This is a genomic window from Pseudoalteromonas sp. Angola-30, assembly GCF_028599215.1.
GTDB lineage: Bacteria > Pseudomonadota > Gammaproteobacteria > Enterobacterales > Alteromonadaceae > Pseudoalteromonas > Pseudoalteromonas atlantica.
On the sequence record NZ_JAQREI010000012.1, the window covers coordinates 63,028 to 79,564 of the forward strand.

Consider the following 16,537-nt stretch of genomic DNA (forward strand, 5'->3'; position numbering starts at 1 on the left):
ACGTCATCTTGTTACACATTAAGTCCGTCACCTGCATCAAGCAAGAACGTTGTTTGTTTGCGGATCTTAATTTTAGCCTAAATAGCGGTCAAATCATGCAATTAGCAGGTCCTAACGGGGCTGGCAAAACATCATTATTGCGTATTGTCGCAGGCTTTAGTGTGCCTGATGAAGGCGCTATTCTTTATAACCAGCAAGCTATTACCAAGCATTATGAAGAGTACGCCACAGACCTGCTATTTATAGGCCATAAAACCGGTGTCAATGTGCAGCTCAGCGCACTGGAAAACGTACGCCATTGGTTACACATTAACGGCTATACAAATGAGCCCGACTTATATCCAATTTTAGCTAAGCTTGGCTTAGTGGGCCTTGAAGATGTGCCGGTAAGAATGCTCTCTGCAGGGCAGCAGCGTCGTGTCGCTTTAGTGCGATTATGGTTAAGTGATGCAAAACTATGGGTGCTTGATGAACCCTTTACTGCACTTGATAAAAATGGCGTTGCTTTTTTACAAAAACGTTTTTCTGAGCACTTAAAAAGTGGTGGCGCTATTTTACTAACAACCCATCAAGATTTAACAACACAGTTTGAAAACCTACAAACGGTGACCTTGGAGTATCGTTACTGATGACTCGTCAACATTCATATTGGCTGCTGTTTAGTGCGGTATTTAGTAAAGATGTAAAGCTTGCATTTCGCCAGCGCGCTGAAATTATCAATCCTATCTTGTTTTTTCTCATTGTTATTTCTTTATTTCCGTTAGCAATTGGCCCAGAGCCCGGTCTATTAAACAGAATGGCGCCAGGTATTATTTGGGTAGCAGCTTTGCTCTCTACCATGCTTGGACTCGATAAATTGTTCAGAGACGACTATAACGATGGCTCGTTGGAGCAGCTAATTGCTTCATCGTACCCGCTATCACTCACCGTGTTGGCTAAAGTCGCGGCGCATTGGGTTGTTACCGGTTTACCATTAGTATTAATGACACCGTTATTTGCTTTATTGCTTAATTTAGAGAGCTCTGCGCTGTTAGCGACCGTATTAACATTATTATTAGGCACGCCATTATTAAGCTTTATTGGTGCAATTGGGGCTGGCCTTACTGTGGGATTACAAAAAGGCGGCATTTTAATGAGCCTATTAGTGTTGCCTTTGTATATTCCTGTTTTAATTTTTGCAACGTCAGCCATTGATACCAGTACTATGTCGCTGGATTATAGCGGGCAGCTTGCCATTCTTGGGGCCATGTTAGTAGTTGCTATTATGTGCGCACCCATCGCCATATCGTCAGCATTAAAAGTGAGTGTAAGTTAATATGTGGAAGTGGTTACATCCCTACGCAAAAGCAGAGCGCGCATATCAATTATGTAATACGTTACTGCCTTATTTTGCCGTTGTTACGGTTATAAGTATGCTTGTTGGTTGGATTTGGGGCTTAGGTTTTGCACCAGCTGATTATCAACAAAAAGACAGCTACCGTATTATTTTCATTCATGTTCCATCGGCTATTTTGTCTATGGGCGCATACTCTTCTATGGCTATAGCAGCTATTGTCGCTTTAGTGTGGCAATTACGTAACGCTGAACTTGCTGTAATTGCTATTGCCCCGGTGGGAGCATGTGTTACAGCTATTGCCTTAATTACCGGCGCTGCATGGGGTAAACCTATGTGGGGTGCTTGGTGGGTATGGGATGCACGTTTAACCTCTGAACTTATTTTATTGTTTTTATACTTAGGCGTGCTGTCGCTTTACCATGCCTTTGAAGATAAAAAATCAGCAGGGCGCGCAGCGTCTATTTTAGCCATTGTAGGGGTAATTAATTTACCTGTTATTCACTACTCCGTAGAGTGGTGGAACACCCTGCACCAAGGCGCAACAATCACAAAGCTTGATACAAAAGCCATTGACCCAAGTATGTTTTGGCCGCTTATGGTAAATATTTTAGCATTTGCAGCGTTTGTGGGCACTGTAACGTTAATTCGCCTTAAAAATGAAATATTACAACGTGAAAAGCATCGACCTTGGGTTCGAGCCTTGTTAAGTAAGGGGTAAATTATGCAGTTTGACTCTTTTTCTGATTTTATTGCAATGGGAGGCTACGGGTTTTACGTGTGGCTTTCATTTGGTACATGCGCCTTAATTTTGTTGGGCATTTTATTTAGCTCTTTACGTGATACAAAACGTATTATGGCCTCAGTAGAGCAGCAAGTTGCGCGCGAAGCGCGAATTAAAAAAGCGAAGCAGGAACAAATCTCATGAACCCAAGACGTAAAAAACGCCTATTGGTAATTATTGCAGTACTGTTTGGTATTGGTGCCTCTGTAGGCCTAGTGCTTTATGCGCTACAAGAAAACATAAACTTATTTTATACACCAAGCGAGCTAATAGACGGCAAAGGCCCAGATAAAGAAAAACCGCAAATAGGGCAAAAGTTGCGTATTGGCGGTATGGTTGTGCCGGGTTCTGTCATTCGTAATGAACAAAGTTTACAAGTCAGCTTTAAACTGATTGATACTGGGCCATTGGTAACAATTAAATACCAAGGCATTTTGCCTGACTTATTTCGCGAAGGCCAAGGTATTGTAGCGCAAGGTGTGCTTGTAGAACCAAACGTGATTGAAGCTTTTGAAGTACTGGCTAAGCATGATGAAGAATACATGCCAGCAGAAGTAGCAGAAGCCGTAAAAGGAATTAAACACGAAAAACCAAAATACAACCTAGATAGCGGTAGCTAATATGATCCCAGAACTTGGTTATTTTTCTTTAACGCTTGCCATGGTGCTAAGCGTTTTACTGTGTATTTTTCCGCTGTGGGGCGCGCATACCGGTAATCTTCGTTTAATGCGTGCGGCCCCGTCTTTAGCCGTTGGGCAATTTGCTTTTGTACTTCTCTCGTTTGCTGCGCTTATCTATGCCAGCTTAACAGATGACTTTACGGTATCTTATGTGGCGTACCATTCAAGTAGTACGTTGCCTTGGTATTATAAAATTACCTCTACGTGGGGTGGGCACGAAGGCGCTATTTTACTGTGGCTTGTAATGCAAGCAGGGTGGACCGCCGTAGTTGCTATGCGTTCTAAATCCCTACCTTGGGTGTTGCGTGCACGCGTTTTAGGTGTGCTTGGCTTTTTAGGTGTCGGTTTTATGATGTACACACTACTGCTTTCAAGTCCGTTTGAACGCTTACTGCCGTATTTCCCTGTTGAAGGGCGTGATTTAAATCCGCTTCTACAAGACCCCGGTATGATCATTCATCCGCCATTACTGTATATGGGATATGTGGGGTTATCGGTTGCGTTTTCATTTGCTATTGCAGCACTTTTAACAGGTAAACTTGATAACACCTGGGCTAAATGGTCTCGCCCATGGACGATGACTGCTTGGGGCTTTTTAAGTTTAGGAATAACCATAGGCAGCTGGTGGGCTTATTCTGAGCTTGGCTGGGGTGGCTGGTGGTTTTGGGATCCGGTAGAAAACGCATCGCTTATGCCCTGGCTAGTCGCTACGGCTTTATTGCACTCTTTGAGCGTGACAGAAAAGCGCGGTGTATTTAAATCGTGGACTGTGCTGCTTGCCATCGCTGCATTCTCCCTAAGCTTATTAGGCACCTTTATTGTTCGCTCAGGTATTATTGTATCGGTGCATGCATTTGCCACTGACCCCGATAGAGGTTTATTCATTCTAGCCTTTTTAGGCATTGTTGTTGGCGGCGGTTTATCGTTGTATGCGCTGCGCGTATCACAAGTTAAAAGCGAAGGCCGTTACAAGTTTGTATCACGCGAAGTGGCCTTATGGCTTAACAACATCTTTTTAGTGGTAGCCACATTAATTGTTCTTTTAGGTACTTTGTTACCTATGGTGCATAAAGAAATGGGCCTAGGCAGTATTTCTATTGGCGAACCGTTCTTTAATAAAATGTTTGCCATTTTATTAGTACCATTTGCCATATTAATGGGAATAGGGCCTTTTCTTCGTTGGAAACAAAACAAGTGGGCTGTACTACAAAATAAAGTATTAATAGGTGTGTTAATAAGTGTTGTTATTACCTGTGCGTGGTTGTTCTCAAGCTACGATGTCGTAAAACCACTTACATTATTAGCAACCACATTAGGTGTATGGGTTGCAGTCTCAACTGCTATAGATTTATACGCCAAGGCGTCGGTTCACGGAACGCTAAAAGAAGGCATTAAACGTTTAGGCATTAGCTACTGGGCAATGGTGCTAGGTCACGTTGGTTTAGCATTTGTTATTGCAGGCGTTACGCTTACTTCGGCGTACTCGGTAGAGCGTGATGTTTCTATGAAGCAAGGCGATATTGTTACGCTTAACCAATACGAATACCGATTTGATGGCGTTAAATCAATACGCGGCCCTAACTACAGTGGGCATGCTGGTGTAGTGTCGGTATTCAATAACGATAAACTAGTGACTGAGTTACATGCAGAAAAACGCAAATACGATATTGGTATGCAATTTATGACCGAAGCGGCAATTGATGCCGGCTTTACTCGCGACCTATATTTAGCGCTTGGTGAGCAATTAAGTAAAGGGGCATGGTCACTGCGTATTTATCACAAACCTTTCGTGCGTTGGATGTGGATAGGCGGTGTACTTATATCGCTTGCAGGGTTTATGATTTTATTTGATAAACGCTACCGTACATCAGCAAGTACACGAAAAAAAGCGTTGGAGAATGCGTAATGAACCGTAAAATTTTAGCTTTAGCACCGTTATTAATATTCATATTTTTATGTGTATTTTTGTATCAAGGTTTGTTTGCCAACCCGCGTGAAATTCAAACCGGTCGACTAGGCCAAACGATGCCTGCGTTTAACCTGCCTGATTTAATGCAAGATGATAAGCGCTGGACAGATGAAAGCCTAAAAGGCGAAGTTTATTTACTTAATGTATGGGGGACTTGGTGCCCTACATGTTTAGTTGAACTTGGGTATTTAACCAAGCTGCGTGAGCAAGGCGTAAAAATTATTGGTTTGTACTATGTACAAGGCTACGATGCCGATTTTGATGGTCCATTTGATATGCAAGCTTTGCGTACCGATGTGAGTGATATGCTCAGCCGTGCTGGCGACCCATACCAGTTTAATATTTTAGACTTGCACCGTACCTTGTCACTTGATTTAGGTGTATCAGGTGCCCCTGAAACATTTTTAGTGGATAAAACGGGTAAAATTTTATTACACCATACAGGGGATCTAAACCCGCGCGTATGGCGTGCTAAATTTGCCCCTGTTATGCAGGAGCTAAATTAATGCGAGTGTTTTTATTAACCCTGAGCTTTTTTATAAGTATGGCAGTGTATGCCGAGCAAGATCGCTACCAGTTTGACAATAACCAACAAGCCGTGCGCTTTGAAGAGTTAACCAAAGAGCTCAGGTGCCCTAAATGTCAAAACCAAAATATTGCAGACTCTGATGCCATTGTTGCAAAAGATTTACGCGACAAGGTACTCGCGTTGGTAAAAGAAGGTAAAACAAAAGACGAAGTAATCGATTACATGATAGACAGATACGGTTATTTTGTTCATTACGATCCGCCTGTAACACCAGCCACATTAGTACTTTGGGTTTTACCTGTACTTATTGTTATTTTGGGTTTTGGTTTTATTGTAATTCGCCAGCGTAAGGCGTCAGTTAAGCAAACCTGGAACAGCGATGATGAAGCAAAACTTGCTAAGTTAATTGCAGAAAATAAACGTCAGGAGCAAAATTAATGATTTTAATGTGGGCGTGTTTTGCTTTACTCACACTAGTTGCACTGGCTTTCATTATGTTGCCTTTTTTAAAAAAAGAGCGCGTGCAAACCATTACTCACAATGCTAATGCAGAATTGATCAGCATTTACGAGCAGCGTTTAGTTGAGCTGCAAAACGACTTAGACAATCAACGTATTGATGCACAAAGCCACAGTGAATCGGTTATTGAGCTAAAACGTCGTTTATTGAACGAGCTTTCACCAGAAAAATCGCTTAATAGCAAAGGTAATAACCGTATTTTTGCTTTAACAGGCGCAGCATTTTTATTAGCCCTCACCGGTGTTTTTTACACCTTTACAGGGAGCCAGCAGCAAATAGCAGCGTGGTATGATGCAATGGATAACCTTGCAGATTATGGCGAGCGTGCGGTAATGCAAAAAGGTGAGCCACTAACTCAAAACGAGTTGCAAGCGTTTGCTTTAGCGCTGCGCACTAAGCTTAGTGAATCAGGCGATGACGAAGTTGCGTGGATGCTGCTTGGACGTGTAGCCATGTCGTTAAACGAATTTGATATGGCGCAGCAATCGTTTGATAAAGCCCTGCGAATGAACCCAGACAACATGCAAGTACTCATTAGCTACAGCCAAGTTTTACTGCTTGAAGGCAGTGAAGAGAACATGACGCGTGCAGCGGGTATGCTATCTAAAGTGCTAAAGGTTGAACCAACAAACCTTGATGCTATTTCTTTATTAGCGCTTATTGCCTATGAGCGCAAGGACTGGCCGCAAGCCAAAGCGGCGTTTGAAGTATTACTGGCAAGCATGGATAAAAGCGATACGCGCTACTCAATGATAGCGCAGCGTATTTCCGATATAGAGCAACAAATGCAAAATGAGGGCTCTGTAATGCCGGTCTCTGCTAATAGTGCTATTAGTGTTACTGTGAGCTTAGCGAATGAGCTTTTCGATAAGCAGCCACAGCAGGGGACTTTATTTATTTTTGCCAAGGCTGCTCAAGGCTCTCCTATGCCATTAGCGGTTGTTAAACTAAATGAATACAGCTTTCCGCTAACGGTGCAACTCACTGATGCTAATGCAATGGTTGATGGGTTAAACTTATCAAGTGCTAAAGATATTGTGATCACAGCGCGGATCTCAATCGATGAGTCAGTTATGCCAAGTAGTGGTGAGTTAGAGGGTCACTCTGAGACACTACAACGTGAAAACGTAAGTGACTACCAACTTCAAATTGATACATTAATACCTTAAGGACATTAGATGTTAAAGCATAGTTTTACTTTTTTATGTTTATTGGTGCTAGCCGGATGTGCACAAGTACCAGAAAACAAAGTTGATGAGCGCGATCCGCTACAAAGCATTAACCGTCCATTGTACGACTTTAATATGGATATTCTTGATGCTTATATTTTACGCCCTGTGGCTGTAGGGTATGTAGAAGTGACCCCTGTGCCTGTACGCAATGGGATTGTTAACTTTACCGATAATATTAGTGCGCCTGTTGATATGATAAACGCAGGGCTACAAGGTAAAGCGGGCAACGCAGGCGTGAGTTTAGCGCGTTTTTTAGTTAACTCTACGGTAGGTGTATTTGGTATTTTTGATGTTGCAAGTTCACTTGGACTTGAGCTGGTAGATGAAGACTTTGGCCAAACATTGGGCGTGTGGGGCGTTGGCGATGGCGCATATATTATGCTGCCAGCAATGGGGCCGACTACAGCACGTAACTTAACAGGCGATGTAGTTGATAACTTTGTGTTACCAGAAATCGCTCTGACTACGCCTCAAACTATTTTAGTTTTTGCGCTTAAAGCGGTTGAAGCTCGTGCTTCGCTTATCTCGCAAGAAGGCTTACTTAATGATTCACTCGACCCGTATTTATTTGTTAAAGACATATACTTCCAGCGTCAGCTTTATGAGCTATACGACGGCAATCCTCCAATCAAAGAAGAGCCTGAAGACTTTGATGAAGACTTCTTAGAAAGCTTATAAATAACAGCTATAAAAAATGCCAGCAATTGCTGGCATTTTTTATGTGTATTTTGAGCTTAAATAAACAGATTCTGATGTTTATTATTCTTTAACCATCAGCTGCATTTGCTCATTAACCCACGTTAAGGCGTCATGGTATGCATTGGCAACTTCTTCGCCTAAATTTAACTGTTTAGCAATTTCGTTGGCGGCTTCCCAATCTGCGTGCTCATAAAACTTAACCAAGTTTAGATACTGAGCAAGCAGGCCTTCGTCATTCAATAGCGCAGCTTTTATCTCTGCAGACAGCGGGAGCTTTTGCATAACGCTTTCCATGGTTTCATCTAAAATGGCGTCCATAAGCGACATCATGCCAGTTAAAAAGGCCATACCGGTATCTTTAAACTGCCCGTGTGAAATAGCAAGTAGTTCACCAAATCGTGCACGTGTTAGCGAAAGCCTAATTAGCTCGACAGGTTTATCGGCAGAAACTTGCGCTGCGAATAATAAAGATAACAGCTTTTTAATTTCGTTAGCGCCAAGGACGATGAGTGCTTGTTTGATTGTGTTTATTTCGGCTCTGCGCGCAAACGCAGCTGAGTTTGAATAACGCAATAACTTGTATGATAGATTTACGTCACGTTCAAACACATCGGTTATCTTTTTAAGATCCATTTCAACAGATGAGGTTTCGTAAAGCAGCTCTGCTAATGCCATTTCTGATGGCGGCAGTGCTTTACTTTGTACCATTTCAGGCTTTGAAAAAAAGAACCCCTGAAAATATTCAAACCCAAGCTCAAGAGCTAAATTATAGGCTTCATAGGTTTCTACTTTTTCAGCCAAAAGCTTGATGTGTGGATAGGCTTTAATATCGTTAATTATGGTTTTTATTGCATCTTCATCAGTGGTTAAAAAGTCTATTTTTAAAATATCGATAAACGGGTAAAAATGGCGCCATACTGGTTGGTGAATGTAATCATCAAGCGCTAGGGTGTAGCCTTTTTCTTTTAAATCTTTAACAATAGCCAGTAAGCGCTTACCTGGTTGCACTGTTTCAAGGATTTCTACAACGACCGTCTCTTTCCCTAACATAGTAGGGTAACCTTTAAGTAAGGTTTCTAGGGTAAAGTTAATATAGGCGGGCTTGTTGCCAGTTAAATCTTCTAAGCCAAAATTAAACTGACTCCCTTCGATTAGTTTCGTTGTTGCTTCGTCACCGTCTATGTCTGGAAATACATTATCAACGCCATCACGAAATAATAACTCGTATCCAACAAGCTCCTTTTCGCGGTCTAAAATAGGTTGGCGTGCAGCATAAAAATACATAAATAGTTCCGTACAAAATAATAATTATTAGCAATGGCTATAATATATGGCAAAAAGTTCGAAATAGCATTAGGTAATTATTATTGATTTAATGAATTGTTATTAAATATTAGCTATATATGTAAATAAATTTACCGTATATCGGGTGTTTGAGGGTTAAATAGTCAATACGGCTGTTTTTTGTTCACTTCAGTGTAACAAGTTGGAGTTATCACCTTTAAGCATGGTATAGTCAAGACGGATGGTTTTTACCCCAATAGTGTCTTTATTATAATATTTTAAGAGTCATTATTAGGATTAAAAGCCTGTTTTATACAACTTTGTGGAGGCGAATTTGGAAACAGGAATGATTATTTCACTGGTATTGTATTTTATAGTCATGCTTGGCATTGGACTTTATGCATACAAACAGTCTACAAGTGATGTTTCGGGTTATATGCTAGGTGGACGTAGCTTATCTCCAAGTGTTGCAGCATTATCTGCTGGCGCATCGGATATGAGCGGTTGGATTTTAATGGGCTTACCTGGCGCTATGTTCGTTACTGGCTTTAGTAGCACATGGATAGCAATAGGCTTGGTTATTGGTGCGTGGTTAAACTACTTTTTAGTTGCGCCTCGTTTGCGTGTTTACACTGAAAAAGCAAACGATTCAATCACAATCCCAGACTACTTCTCTAATCGTTTTAATGATAAATCAAACCTTTTACGTGTAGTTTCTGCGGTAGTAATTATTGTGTTCTTTACGCTTTATACATCATCAGGTGTTGTAGCAGGCGGTAAATTGTTTGAAAGCTCGTTTGGCTTAAGTTACGAAATGGGTTTATACATCACCACTGGTGTTGTTGTTTTATATACCTTATTTGGTGGCTTCTTAGCAGTTAGCTTAACTGACTTTGTGCAAGGCTGTATTATGTTTATTGCCTTGATACTGGTACCGACCGTTGCTTACTCTTTATTAGATCAACCGCTAGAGTCAACACTTCATAGCGTTAACCCCGATATGCTTAATTGGATAGGTGCAGGCTCTGCATTAGGGATTATTTCGGCAATGGCATGGGGCTTAGGCTACTTTGGTCAACCTCATATTATTGTACGTTTTATGTCGGTGCGTAGCGTAAAAGATATGCCAACGGCTCGCCGTATTGGTATGACATGGATGATAGTTGCAGCCATTGGTGCTGTGGGTACTGGTTTATTTGGTGCCGCGTACACTTACGAAAACAACATTGTTGTTGAAGACCCAGAAACCATTTTCTTAATTCTTTCTGAGTTATTATTCCACCCATTAATTGCTGGTTTCTTATTGGCGGCTATTTTAGCTGCAATCATGAGTACAATTTCTTCGCAGTTACTTGTTAGCTCAAGTTCGTTAACTGAAGATTTTTACAAAACGTTTTTACGCAAAGAAGCAAGCGACACAGAGCTTGTTACTGTAGGGCGTATTAGTGTAGCAGCAGTCGCTTTGTGTGCTATTTACTTAGCGTACGATAGAGACAGCTCAATATTAAGCTTAGTAAGTAATGCATGGGCAGGTTTTGGTGCGGCATTTGGCCCACTGGTTTTATTTAGCCTGTACTGGAAACGCATGAACTTTGAAGGCGCACTAGCAGGTATGGTTGTTGGTGCTGGTACGGTTCTGTTTTGGATTTACTCACCATTTATGATTGATGGACAAAGCTTAAGCAGTTACATGTACGAAATTGTACCAGGCTTTATTTTAGCAAGCATTGCAATTGTCGTTGTAAGCTTAGCGACGAAAGAGCCAGCGCAAAATATTACTGCGCTATTTGATGAGGTTGAAAAAGAGCTTTAATCAACCCGTACTGTAGATACGAAAAAGCCACCTAGTTTAACTAGGTGGCTTTTTTATTTGCTATGTGTTGTCCTCAAATGTGTTTGCTTATTTAGGACATATCGATAACCAATAAGTTATTTAGCAGGTAATACAGTGCTTTCTACACTACCAAAGCCAATACGGGCATAGCCTGGCTTTTCACACCAGCCGCGCATAATTACATTATCGCCATCTTCTAAAAAGCTGCGTTGCTCACCATTACTCAGGGTTATTTTTTCTTTACCACCACGAGAAAGCTCTAATAAAGAGCCCGCTTCTTCATGTGTAGGGCCTGACTGCGTGCCAGAGCCGAGCATATCACCTGGCATAAAGTTACAGCCATTTACAGTGTGATGGGTCACCATTTGCGCCACAGTCCAATATGAATGTTTGAAGCTTGAGGCAGAGACCTGCGTAGGTTGGTGGTTTTCATCACGCATTTTTTGAGTCTGAATTTTAACATCCATTTGAATATCAAATGCACCTAGCTCGCGATTAGCGGCAGATTCTAGGTACGGCATTGGCTGTGGATCGTTTTCATCACGTGTCCAGCTAGTTCTAAAAGGTGCAAGTGCTTCAGTGGTGACAATCCAAGGCGATACGGTTGATGCAAAGTTTTTAGCTAAAAACGGGCCTAATGGTTGGTATTCCCATGCTTGTAAATCCCGTGCTGACCAATCATTAAATACACAAAAACCAAATACATGGTTTTCAGCGTTTTCAATGGCGATAGCATCACCCAGCTCATTGCCTTTGCCTAAGTAAATACCGAGCTCTAACTCGTAATCTAGGCGCTTACATGGGCCAAATGATGGAGTATCTGCATCGGGCGCTTTAGTTTGCCCTTTAGGGCGGTGAAACGTTTGCCCCGATACATCAATAGATGAAGAGCGGCCATGATAGCCAATCGGCACCCATTTATAGTTTGGTAAAAGCGGGTTGTCTGGTCTAAATAAGCTACCAACGGCTGTTGCATGGTAAATTGAGGTATAAAAGTCGGTGTAATCACCAATACGACACGGCAGTGAAAACTCTATATCAGCTTGAGCAATAAGGGTACTTTGCATTTCTTTTTGTTGCTGTGCGCCTTCACGCAATGCTTTTGAAAGCGCTAAGCGCAGTGCTGACCAGTATTGCTCCCCTAAACCCATAAATGTATTTAGTGTTGATTCGCTTGCTGCATCCAGGGCTGCTTTAGCATCACCGGTAAAAATGTTTAAGTGGCTCAATTTTGCTAAATCAATAACCTGATCGCCAATAGCAACCCCGCCTCTGAATTCTTCATTTGTGTTTTTAGTACGAAATTCTGCAAAAGGTAAATTTTGAATCGGGAAGTCACAGCCTTTAATATTGGCCGACTCTACCCAGCTAGTTAAATTAATGTCGTGGGTTTCGTTAATTTGGCTCATTACTTATCCTTTAGGTTTGATGTTGGGTGCATGCATTTATTTAAGCATACTTGTATCTTGCACCCTACTTTTTAAATATTAAAACGACAAAAAGCAGCGAAGATCGCTGCTTTTAATTTACTCAAAAAAGTTATAAAACGCCGCGGCGCTCTTGGTCTCGCTCAATTGACTCAAACAATGCTTGGAAATTACCTTCACCAAAACCACCATCATCTACACGTTGGATCATTTCTATAAAAATAGGTCCAAATAGGTTTTTAGAGAAAATTTGTAATAGGTAGCAGTTTTCACTTTGGCTATCGACTAATATTTGATGCTCGCGAATTTTTTCTTTATCTTCTGCAACCCACGGCACACGGTCAAAAATAGTGTCGTAATACTCAGGAATAATGTCTAAAGTAGCAATGGTCGATTTATCAAGCTTATCAAGCGAGCTAACTAAATCGTCAGTTAAAAACGCGAGATGTTGTACACCAGGGCCATTATATTCGCCTAAATACTCGTCAATTTGGTTGTTGTCATTGCCTTTACCTTCATTAATAGGAATTGAGAAGGTGCCACAGGGTGATTTTAATGCATACGATAGCAGCGCTGTTTTTTGACCTTTAATATCGAAATAGCGTACTTCTGTAAAACCAAATACGTCTTTGTAAAAGTTTGCCCATGTTTCCATAGTGCCTTTGTAAACGTTATTAGTTAAGTGATCTATACGTATAAAGCCTTTATCTTCAACTACATTAGGTGATGATAAATCTTCAAAGTCAGACTCATAAATAGACCCTTTATCACCAAATTGCTCAATAAAGTAAATCAGGCTATCGCCAATACCGTAAATGGCGGGATAAGGTAAGTCTTTATGGGTTGAGTCGGTTGCGGGTTTTGCACCACGTGCTACAGCTGTTTCAAATGCATGCTGTGCATCCTCAACGCGCCAACCCATAGAGCAAATTGCTGGGCCATGACTTTTTGCAAATTCAGCAGAAAAACCATCGCGTTCGTTATTTAGTAAAAAGTGAATGTCGTTTTGGTTGTAATAGACAATATCTTTGCCTTTAAATTTTTTTAATTTTGAAAAACCAAAATCAGTAAACACTTTATCCATGTAGTCTGCATCAGGTGTTGCGTATTCAGTAAACTCAATACCAACTAAACCTAGTGGATTATTTGCTTCACTCATTTTTATTACTCCTGCAATAAATATTGCTACTGCGATTATGTGTTGTTGTCGTGTTGAGCTAGATAATCAACTAGATTTTAAGTTTGGGGAAGAGGGGGAGCAGATTTAGCATTTGAGCAAACTGTAAATTTAATAAGACGTTTACTTAGTCAATAGGTTTATACCTTACGCTTTAGGGTAAACGAGCATGTATTAGCTTGATGCTTTTCGTTTATTAAAGTTTAAGGTGTTGATATAAATAAATAAAAAAGAGGTTTTATAAAAATAAAACCTCTTTTAAAAATGTAGTTACGTAATGTTTTTTGTATTTAATTGTTTACACTTTGTGTGCGATTGTTAAAAAACGTGTTGCGCTGCTCGAGCCAAAGGTTAGGTTTTACGGTTGGAGCTGCTTGGTAATGGCGCTCAATAGCTTGGTTTAATACCCGTGTTGTAGGGGTAAATGTCAGCTTTGATTGTGCACTGCCTATGCTTTTAATTTCGTCTCGAGTCAGGGCGCGCCCAGCATATAAAAGGGCGTTTAAATAACCGGGCACTGTTTCAAAGTTGTTATCTGTAAAGAGTAAAACAGATGACGTTAATGCCCAGGTGTTATTTATTTCACCGTCTTCTTTAACACCAGCAAGCTCGCCATCTATGTACACTTCAAATACCCCATTACTGGGGGCGGTATAAAATACAAATGCAACTCGGTGCCAGTTTCCAGGCTCTGTTTGTCCAAAGTAACCACTATCACTAGTTGATTTACCATAACCGCCCGTTGGGTCGATAAACATATCGGCATCATCAGTGAGGTAATCTTGTGTGTTTGCTTGCATGATAGCGCGATAAATATCTTTGCCTTCTTCTGGCCAATATAAATCCATTACTAAGGTGTAATCAGAAACCATTCCTTCACTTGCATAATCACCATTGGCAGGTGTATTTAGGGTTATTAATAACCCCTCGGTAGGGGCGTGGCGTGAAAACGCCATTACACCTGAGCTGCCATCAGCAAAATCAGTAATACCAAGTGCTTGAGTTGTATTATATTGCGTTTCTTCAGGGCCCCAGTTTGTTTGTTCTGGGTCAAAATAGCTCAATACTGAAGGGCCATAATCTGCTGCCAAAGGGCTATTTGCATCGTCAAAATTCCACACTGTGACATTACTTTGCTCATTACATGAAAAGAGTTGATTATCGGTATCTAGGTATAAGCATTGGCTTGTTCTAAAACGCGCATATTGATCAAGTAACCACCATGCTTCGTCAATGGCTTCAACGTTTGAAAAGGTAACACCGCTAAAAAATAGCTCGGGATTAAGTGCTGCGCCTTTAAACAACGCAACCTGATAAGTGCTCGCAGCTTGTATATCATCTGGTTTGAGTAAAAACCAATCTGGCTGACTGGCAAACATGGTGTTTAAATCGCTACCTGTAACCGTTACACTATATAACGAATTAAAGCCAGGAGTGTTAGAGGGCTGGCGCTCAACATAGTAGGCTTTATGAAAGTCTTCTTGTGTTAAGGTCCCTGGTGTCCACCTCGTTTGTACTAATTCTGGGTTAAGCATGGCCGCCGTTATATCACTTGCATGGGCTGCAGCTAAAGCCGTTATTTCTGCAAGTTCTAAACTACTTGGGTAGTTTTCAGAAATAGCAATTTCTGTGTTTGCATCAGGCGCATATCGGCCCATAATTTCATCAATTGCCAGCTTAGTTGGTTCATCACGTTCGCTAATGCTGTCAGTTTCAATGGTGCTGTAATCTATTGTTGGCGATGTTTTATCTTGCAAGTTAAACGTAAGAGTAACATCGGTGATGCCTTTGGCGTAAAAATCTGGCTGAATAACCACAGCGCCGTTCTCGAGCGTATTATAACTTTCACCGCCATGAGTATGGCCGCCTAACACTAAATCAATACCGCTTACATCGGTTGCCATATCAATGTCTAAGCCTTCACCTAAATGGCTTAGCATTACCATGTAGTCAACATCGCCTTGGTATTGGTTTACTATACTTTGTGCTATTTGTTGCCACTGCCAGCTCATTTTAAATTGTTTGATAAAATCAGGTATAGGCTCATCATCTATCGGTTCGTCTAGCTCGTTCCAAGGTACTGAGGTCATGCCAAATACACCTAAGGTCACACAGCCTACTTGTACTTTAGCAAAGCCTACAGCGGCAAAGTCTTGTAATTGTTCGCCTTCATAGCGTGTATTACTGGCAAGCACTATGGCGTTATCATCTTGCGAGTAGCTTAATAGTTTTTCTGGCCCCCATGCATAGTCGTGATTTCCGACCACACGTAAATCAAACTGCATGGCTTTAATGGCTTCTTCTGTAGCGCTACCTTGTGATAGTTGCTCAGCAACAGTGCCTTTTTCGTAGTCATCCCCCCCGTTGGTAAAAAGGGTATGCGGCGTTTGTGCAAGTACTTGGTTGTAGTAGGCCTTTATGCGGCTAAAATATTGCTCCTCATAACCGAATCGCGCATGTAGGTCGGCAACATGAACAAATCTAACCGATTGCTCTGTGGCTGTGGCATCACACGTTGGGCCTATAGCTGCAAAGGCCTCATTGCGCTGCATCTTAATAGCGAAGGTTCCTAGTGTTGTTACTTGCGCACTTACAAAACCATCTGCAACAAAAGAGTTATCAATAACTTCCCAGCCATCGCCAGATTGTCTAGCAATAAATAGTTGGCCACCTAATTGGTAATCATCAGGTATTTTTATGGTAATTGTTATTGGGTTACTAAAAGAAAGCGTACTTGGGGTGAGTAGGTGTATATCTGAGATAATATTTAGTAGTGCATTTGCATCATCTAATACTGTTTTTTCGTGTGTAAGTTCAGTGTTTTGAGAGACGGCATTGGCAGGTACAGTCAGTAAAAAGCTTCCTTCATCAAGGCTGACATCTAAACCTGTAGTTGTAGATACTGTTAACTCGCTAGGCTCAGGCTCAACGGGATCATTAGGGTTAGTTGTAACTTGATCGTCTGAACCACCACAGGCTGATAAAAAAACAATGCTTAAGGTTAAAAATAGGGTGTGAGATAAAGTTAACAAGCGCATGTACTGCGTCCCTGAGACTAGTTAAAAATTAA

The 16,537-nt window shown here is 41.3% G+C and carries 15 protein-coding genes; 11 read left to right on the forward strand and 4 right to left on the reverse strand.

All coding sequences use genetic code 11. The annotated features are described in order from the left end of the window. Nucleotides 1-8 precede the first annotated feature (8 nt). Genes ccmA through PSH54_RS14620 form a run of 10 tightly spaced genes read left to right on the forward strand, consistent with a single transcriptional unit; the run spans nt 9 to nt 7,724 of the window. A complete protein-coding gene (ccmA, locus tag PSH54_RS14575) occupies nt 9-629 on the forward strand; it encodes a cytochrome c biogenesis heme-transporting ATPase CcmA (protein WP_273606422.1) in 621 nt (206 codons plus the stop codon). Then, nucleotides 629-1,315 carry a heme exporter protein CcmB gene (ccmB, locus tag PSH54_RS14580; RefSeq protein ID WP_004588321.1) on the forward strand — a complete coding sequence of 229 codons (687 nt, stop codon included), beginning with the start codon at nt 629-631 and terminating at the stop codon, nt 1,313-1,315. Before ccmA ends, ccmB begins: the two co-directional genes overlap by 1 nt. Before the next feature lies 1 nt (nt 1,316). Then, nucleotides 1,317-2,054, forward strand: a complete 738-nt coding sequence (locus tag PSH54_RS14585) for a heme ABC transporter permease (protein ID WP_004588322.1) — start codon at nt 1,317-1,319, stop codon at nt 2,052-2,054. Between the two features lie 3 nt (nt 2,055-2,057). Then, nucleotides 2,058-2,261: a heme exporter protein CcmD gene (gene ccmD / locus PSH54_RS14590; protein ID WP_004588323.1), complete on the forward strand. Its 204-nt coding sequence runs from the start codon at nt 2,058-2,060 to the stop codon at nt 2,259-2,261. Then, nucleotides 2,258-2,737 carry a cytochrome c maturation protein CcmE gene (gene ccmE, locus PSH54_RS14595; protein ID WP_004588324.1) on the forward strand — a complete coding sequence of 160 codons (480 nt, stop codon included), beginning with the start codon at nt 2,258-2,260 and terminating at the stop codon, nt 2,735-2,737. Before ccmD ends, ccmE begins: the two co-directional genes overlap by 4 nt. Before the next feature lies 1 nt (nt 2,738). Beyond that, nucleotides 2,739-4,703 (forward strand): heme lyase CcmF/NrfE family subunit, encoded by a 1,965-nt coding sequence (locus PSH54_RS14600; RefSeq protein ID WP_029773819.1) that lies wholly within the window; start codon nt 2,739-2,741, stop codon nt 4,701-4,703. Continuing rightward, a complete protein-coding gene (locus PSH54_RS14605) occupies nt 4,703-5,272 on the forward strand; it encodes a redoxin family protein (protein WP_029773820.1) in 570 nt (189 codons plus the stop codon). The genes PSH54_RS14600 and PSH54_RS14605 overlap by 1 nt, the downstream gene beginning before the upstream one ends. Next, a complete protein-coding gene (locus tag PSH54_RS14610) occupies nt 5,272-5,733 on the forward strand; it encodes a cytochrome c-type biogenesis protein (RefSeq protein WP_004588327.1) in 462 nt (153 codons plus the stop codon). Before PSH54_RS14605 ends, PSH54_RS14610 begins: the two co-directional genes overlap by 1 nt. Then, on the forward strand, nt 5,733-6,983 hold the full coding sequence (gene ccmI / locus PSH54_RS14615) for a c-type cytochrome biogenesis protein CcmI (RefSeq protein ID WP_273606423.1): 1,251 nt from the start codon (nt 5,733-5,735) through the stop codon (nt 6,981-6,983). Before PSH54_RS14610 ends, ccmI begins: the two co-directional genes overlap by 1 nt. Before the next feature lie 9 nt (nt 6,984-6,992). Beyond that, nucleotides 6,993-7,724, forward strand: a complete 732-nt coding sequence (locus PSH54_RS14620; RefSeq protein ID WP_273606424.1) for an MlaA family lipoprotein — start codon at nt 6,993-6,995, stop codon at nt 7,722-7,724. An 81-nt stretch (nt 7,725-7,805) separates the two neighbouring features. On the opposite strand, the gene PSH54_RS14625 is transcribed toward PSH54_RS14620, so the two are convergent. Continuing rightward, nucleotides 7,806-9,029: an EAL and HDOD domain-containing protein gene (locus tag PSH54_RS14625; RefSeq protein ID WP_096041370.1), complete on the reverse strand. Its 1,224-nt coding sequence runs from the start codon at nt 9,027-9,029 to the stop codon at nt 7,806-7,808. 334 nt (nt 9,030-9,363) lie between these two features. Here PSH54_RS14625 and putP point away from each other — a divergent pair, with 334 nt between their 5' ends. Further along, a complete protein-coding gene (putP, locus tag PSH54_RS14630; RefSeq protein ID WP_264390348.1) occupies nt 9,364-10,842 on the forward strand; it encodes a sodium/proline symporter PutP in 1,479 nt (492 codons plus the stop codon). 116 nt (nt 10,843-10,958) lie between these two features. Here the strand turns inward: putP and fahA are convergent, their stop codons facing one another. From fahA to PSH54_RS14645, 3 genes are all read right to left on the reverse strand, one after another. After that, the gene (gene fahA, locus PSH54_RS14635; RefSeq protein ID WP_273606425.1) at nt 10,959-12,272 is read right to left on the reverse strand and encodes a fumarylacetoacetase; all 1,314 of its coding nucleotides are present in this window, start codon (nt 12,270-12,272) and stop codon (nt 10,959-10,961) included. 130 nt (nt 12,273-12,402) lie between these two features. Beyond that, entirely contained in the window at nt 12,403-13,449 is a 1,047-nt protein-coding gene (gene hppD, locus PSH54_RS14640; RefSeq protein ID WP_055253161.1) for a 4-hydroxyphenylpyruvate dioxygenase, read from the reverse strand. 308 nt (nt 13,450-13,757) lie between these two features. Continuing rightward, entirely contained in the window at nt 13,758-16,505 is a 2,748-nt protein-coding gene (locus PSH54_RS14645; RefSeq protein WP_273606426.1) for a metallophosphoesterase, read from the reverse strand. Nucleotides 16,506-16,537 lie beyond the last annotated feature (32 nt).

What these genes read in the sequence shown, in the direction of transcription:
- ccmB (WP_004588321.1), top strand. Translation starts at nt 629, where the DNA reads ATGACTCGTCAACATTCATATTGGCTGCTGTTTAGTGCGGTATTTAGT.
- PSH54_RS14585 (WP_004588322.1), top strand. Translation starts at nt 1,317, where the DNA reads ATGTGGAAGTGGTTACATCCCTACGCAAAAGCAGAGCGCGCATATCAA.
- ccmD (WP_004588323.1), top strand. Translation starts at nt 2,058, where the DNA reads ATGCAGTTTGACTCTTTTTCTGATTTTATTGCAATGGGAGGCTACGGG.
- ccmE (WP_004588324.1), top strand. Translation starts at nt 2,258, where the DNA reads ATGAACCCAAGACGTAAAAAACGCCTATTGGTAATTATTGCAGTACTG.
- PSH54_RS14600 (WP_029773819.1), top strand. Translation starts at nt 2,739, where the DNA reads ATGATCCCAGAACTTGGTTATTTTTCTTTAACGCTTGCCATGGTGCTA.
- PSH54_RS14605 (WP_029773820.1), top strand. Translation starts at nt 4,703, where the DNA reads ATGAACCGTAAAATTTTAGCTTTAGCACCGTTATTAATATTCATATTT.
- PSH54_RS14610 (WP_004588327.1), top strand. Translation starts at nt 5,272, where the DNA reads ATGCGAGTGTTTTTATTAACCCTGAGCTTTTTTATAAGTATGGCAGTG.
- ccmI (WP_273606423.1), top strand. Translation starts at nt 5,733, where the DNA reads ATGATTTTAATGTGGGCGTGTTTTGCTTTACTCACACTAGTTGCACTG.
- PSH54_RS14620 (WP_273606424.1), top strand. Translation starts at nt 6,993, where the DNA reads ATGTTAAAGCATAGTTTTACTTTTTTATGTTTATTGGTGCTAGCCGGA.
- PSH54_RS14625 (WP_096041370.1), bottom strand. Translation starts at nt 9,029, where the DNA reads ATGTATTTTTATGCTGCACGCCAACCTATTTTAGACCGCGAAAAGGAG.
- fahA (WP_273606425.1), bottom strand. Translation starts at nt 12,272, where the DNA reads ATGAGCCAAATTAACGAAACCCACGACATTAATTTAACTAGCTGGGTA.
- hppD (WP_055253161.1), bottom strand. Translation starts at nt 13,449, where the DNA reads ATGAGTGAAGCAAATAATCCACTAGGTTTAGTTGGTATTGAGTTTACT.
- PSH54_RS14645 (WP_273606426.1), bottom strand. Translation starts at nt 16,505, where the DNA reads ATGCGCTTGTTAACTTTATCTCACACCCTATTTTTAACCTTAAGCATT.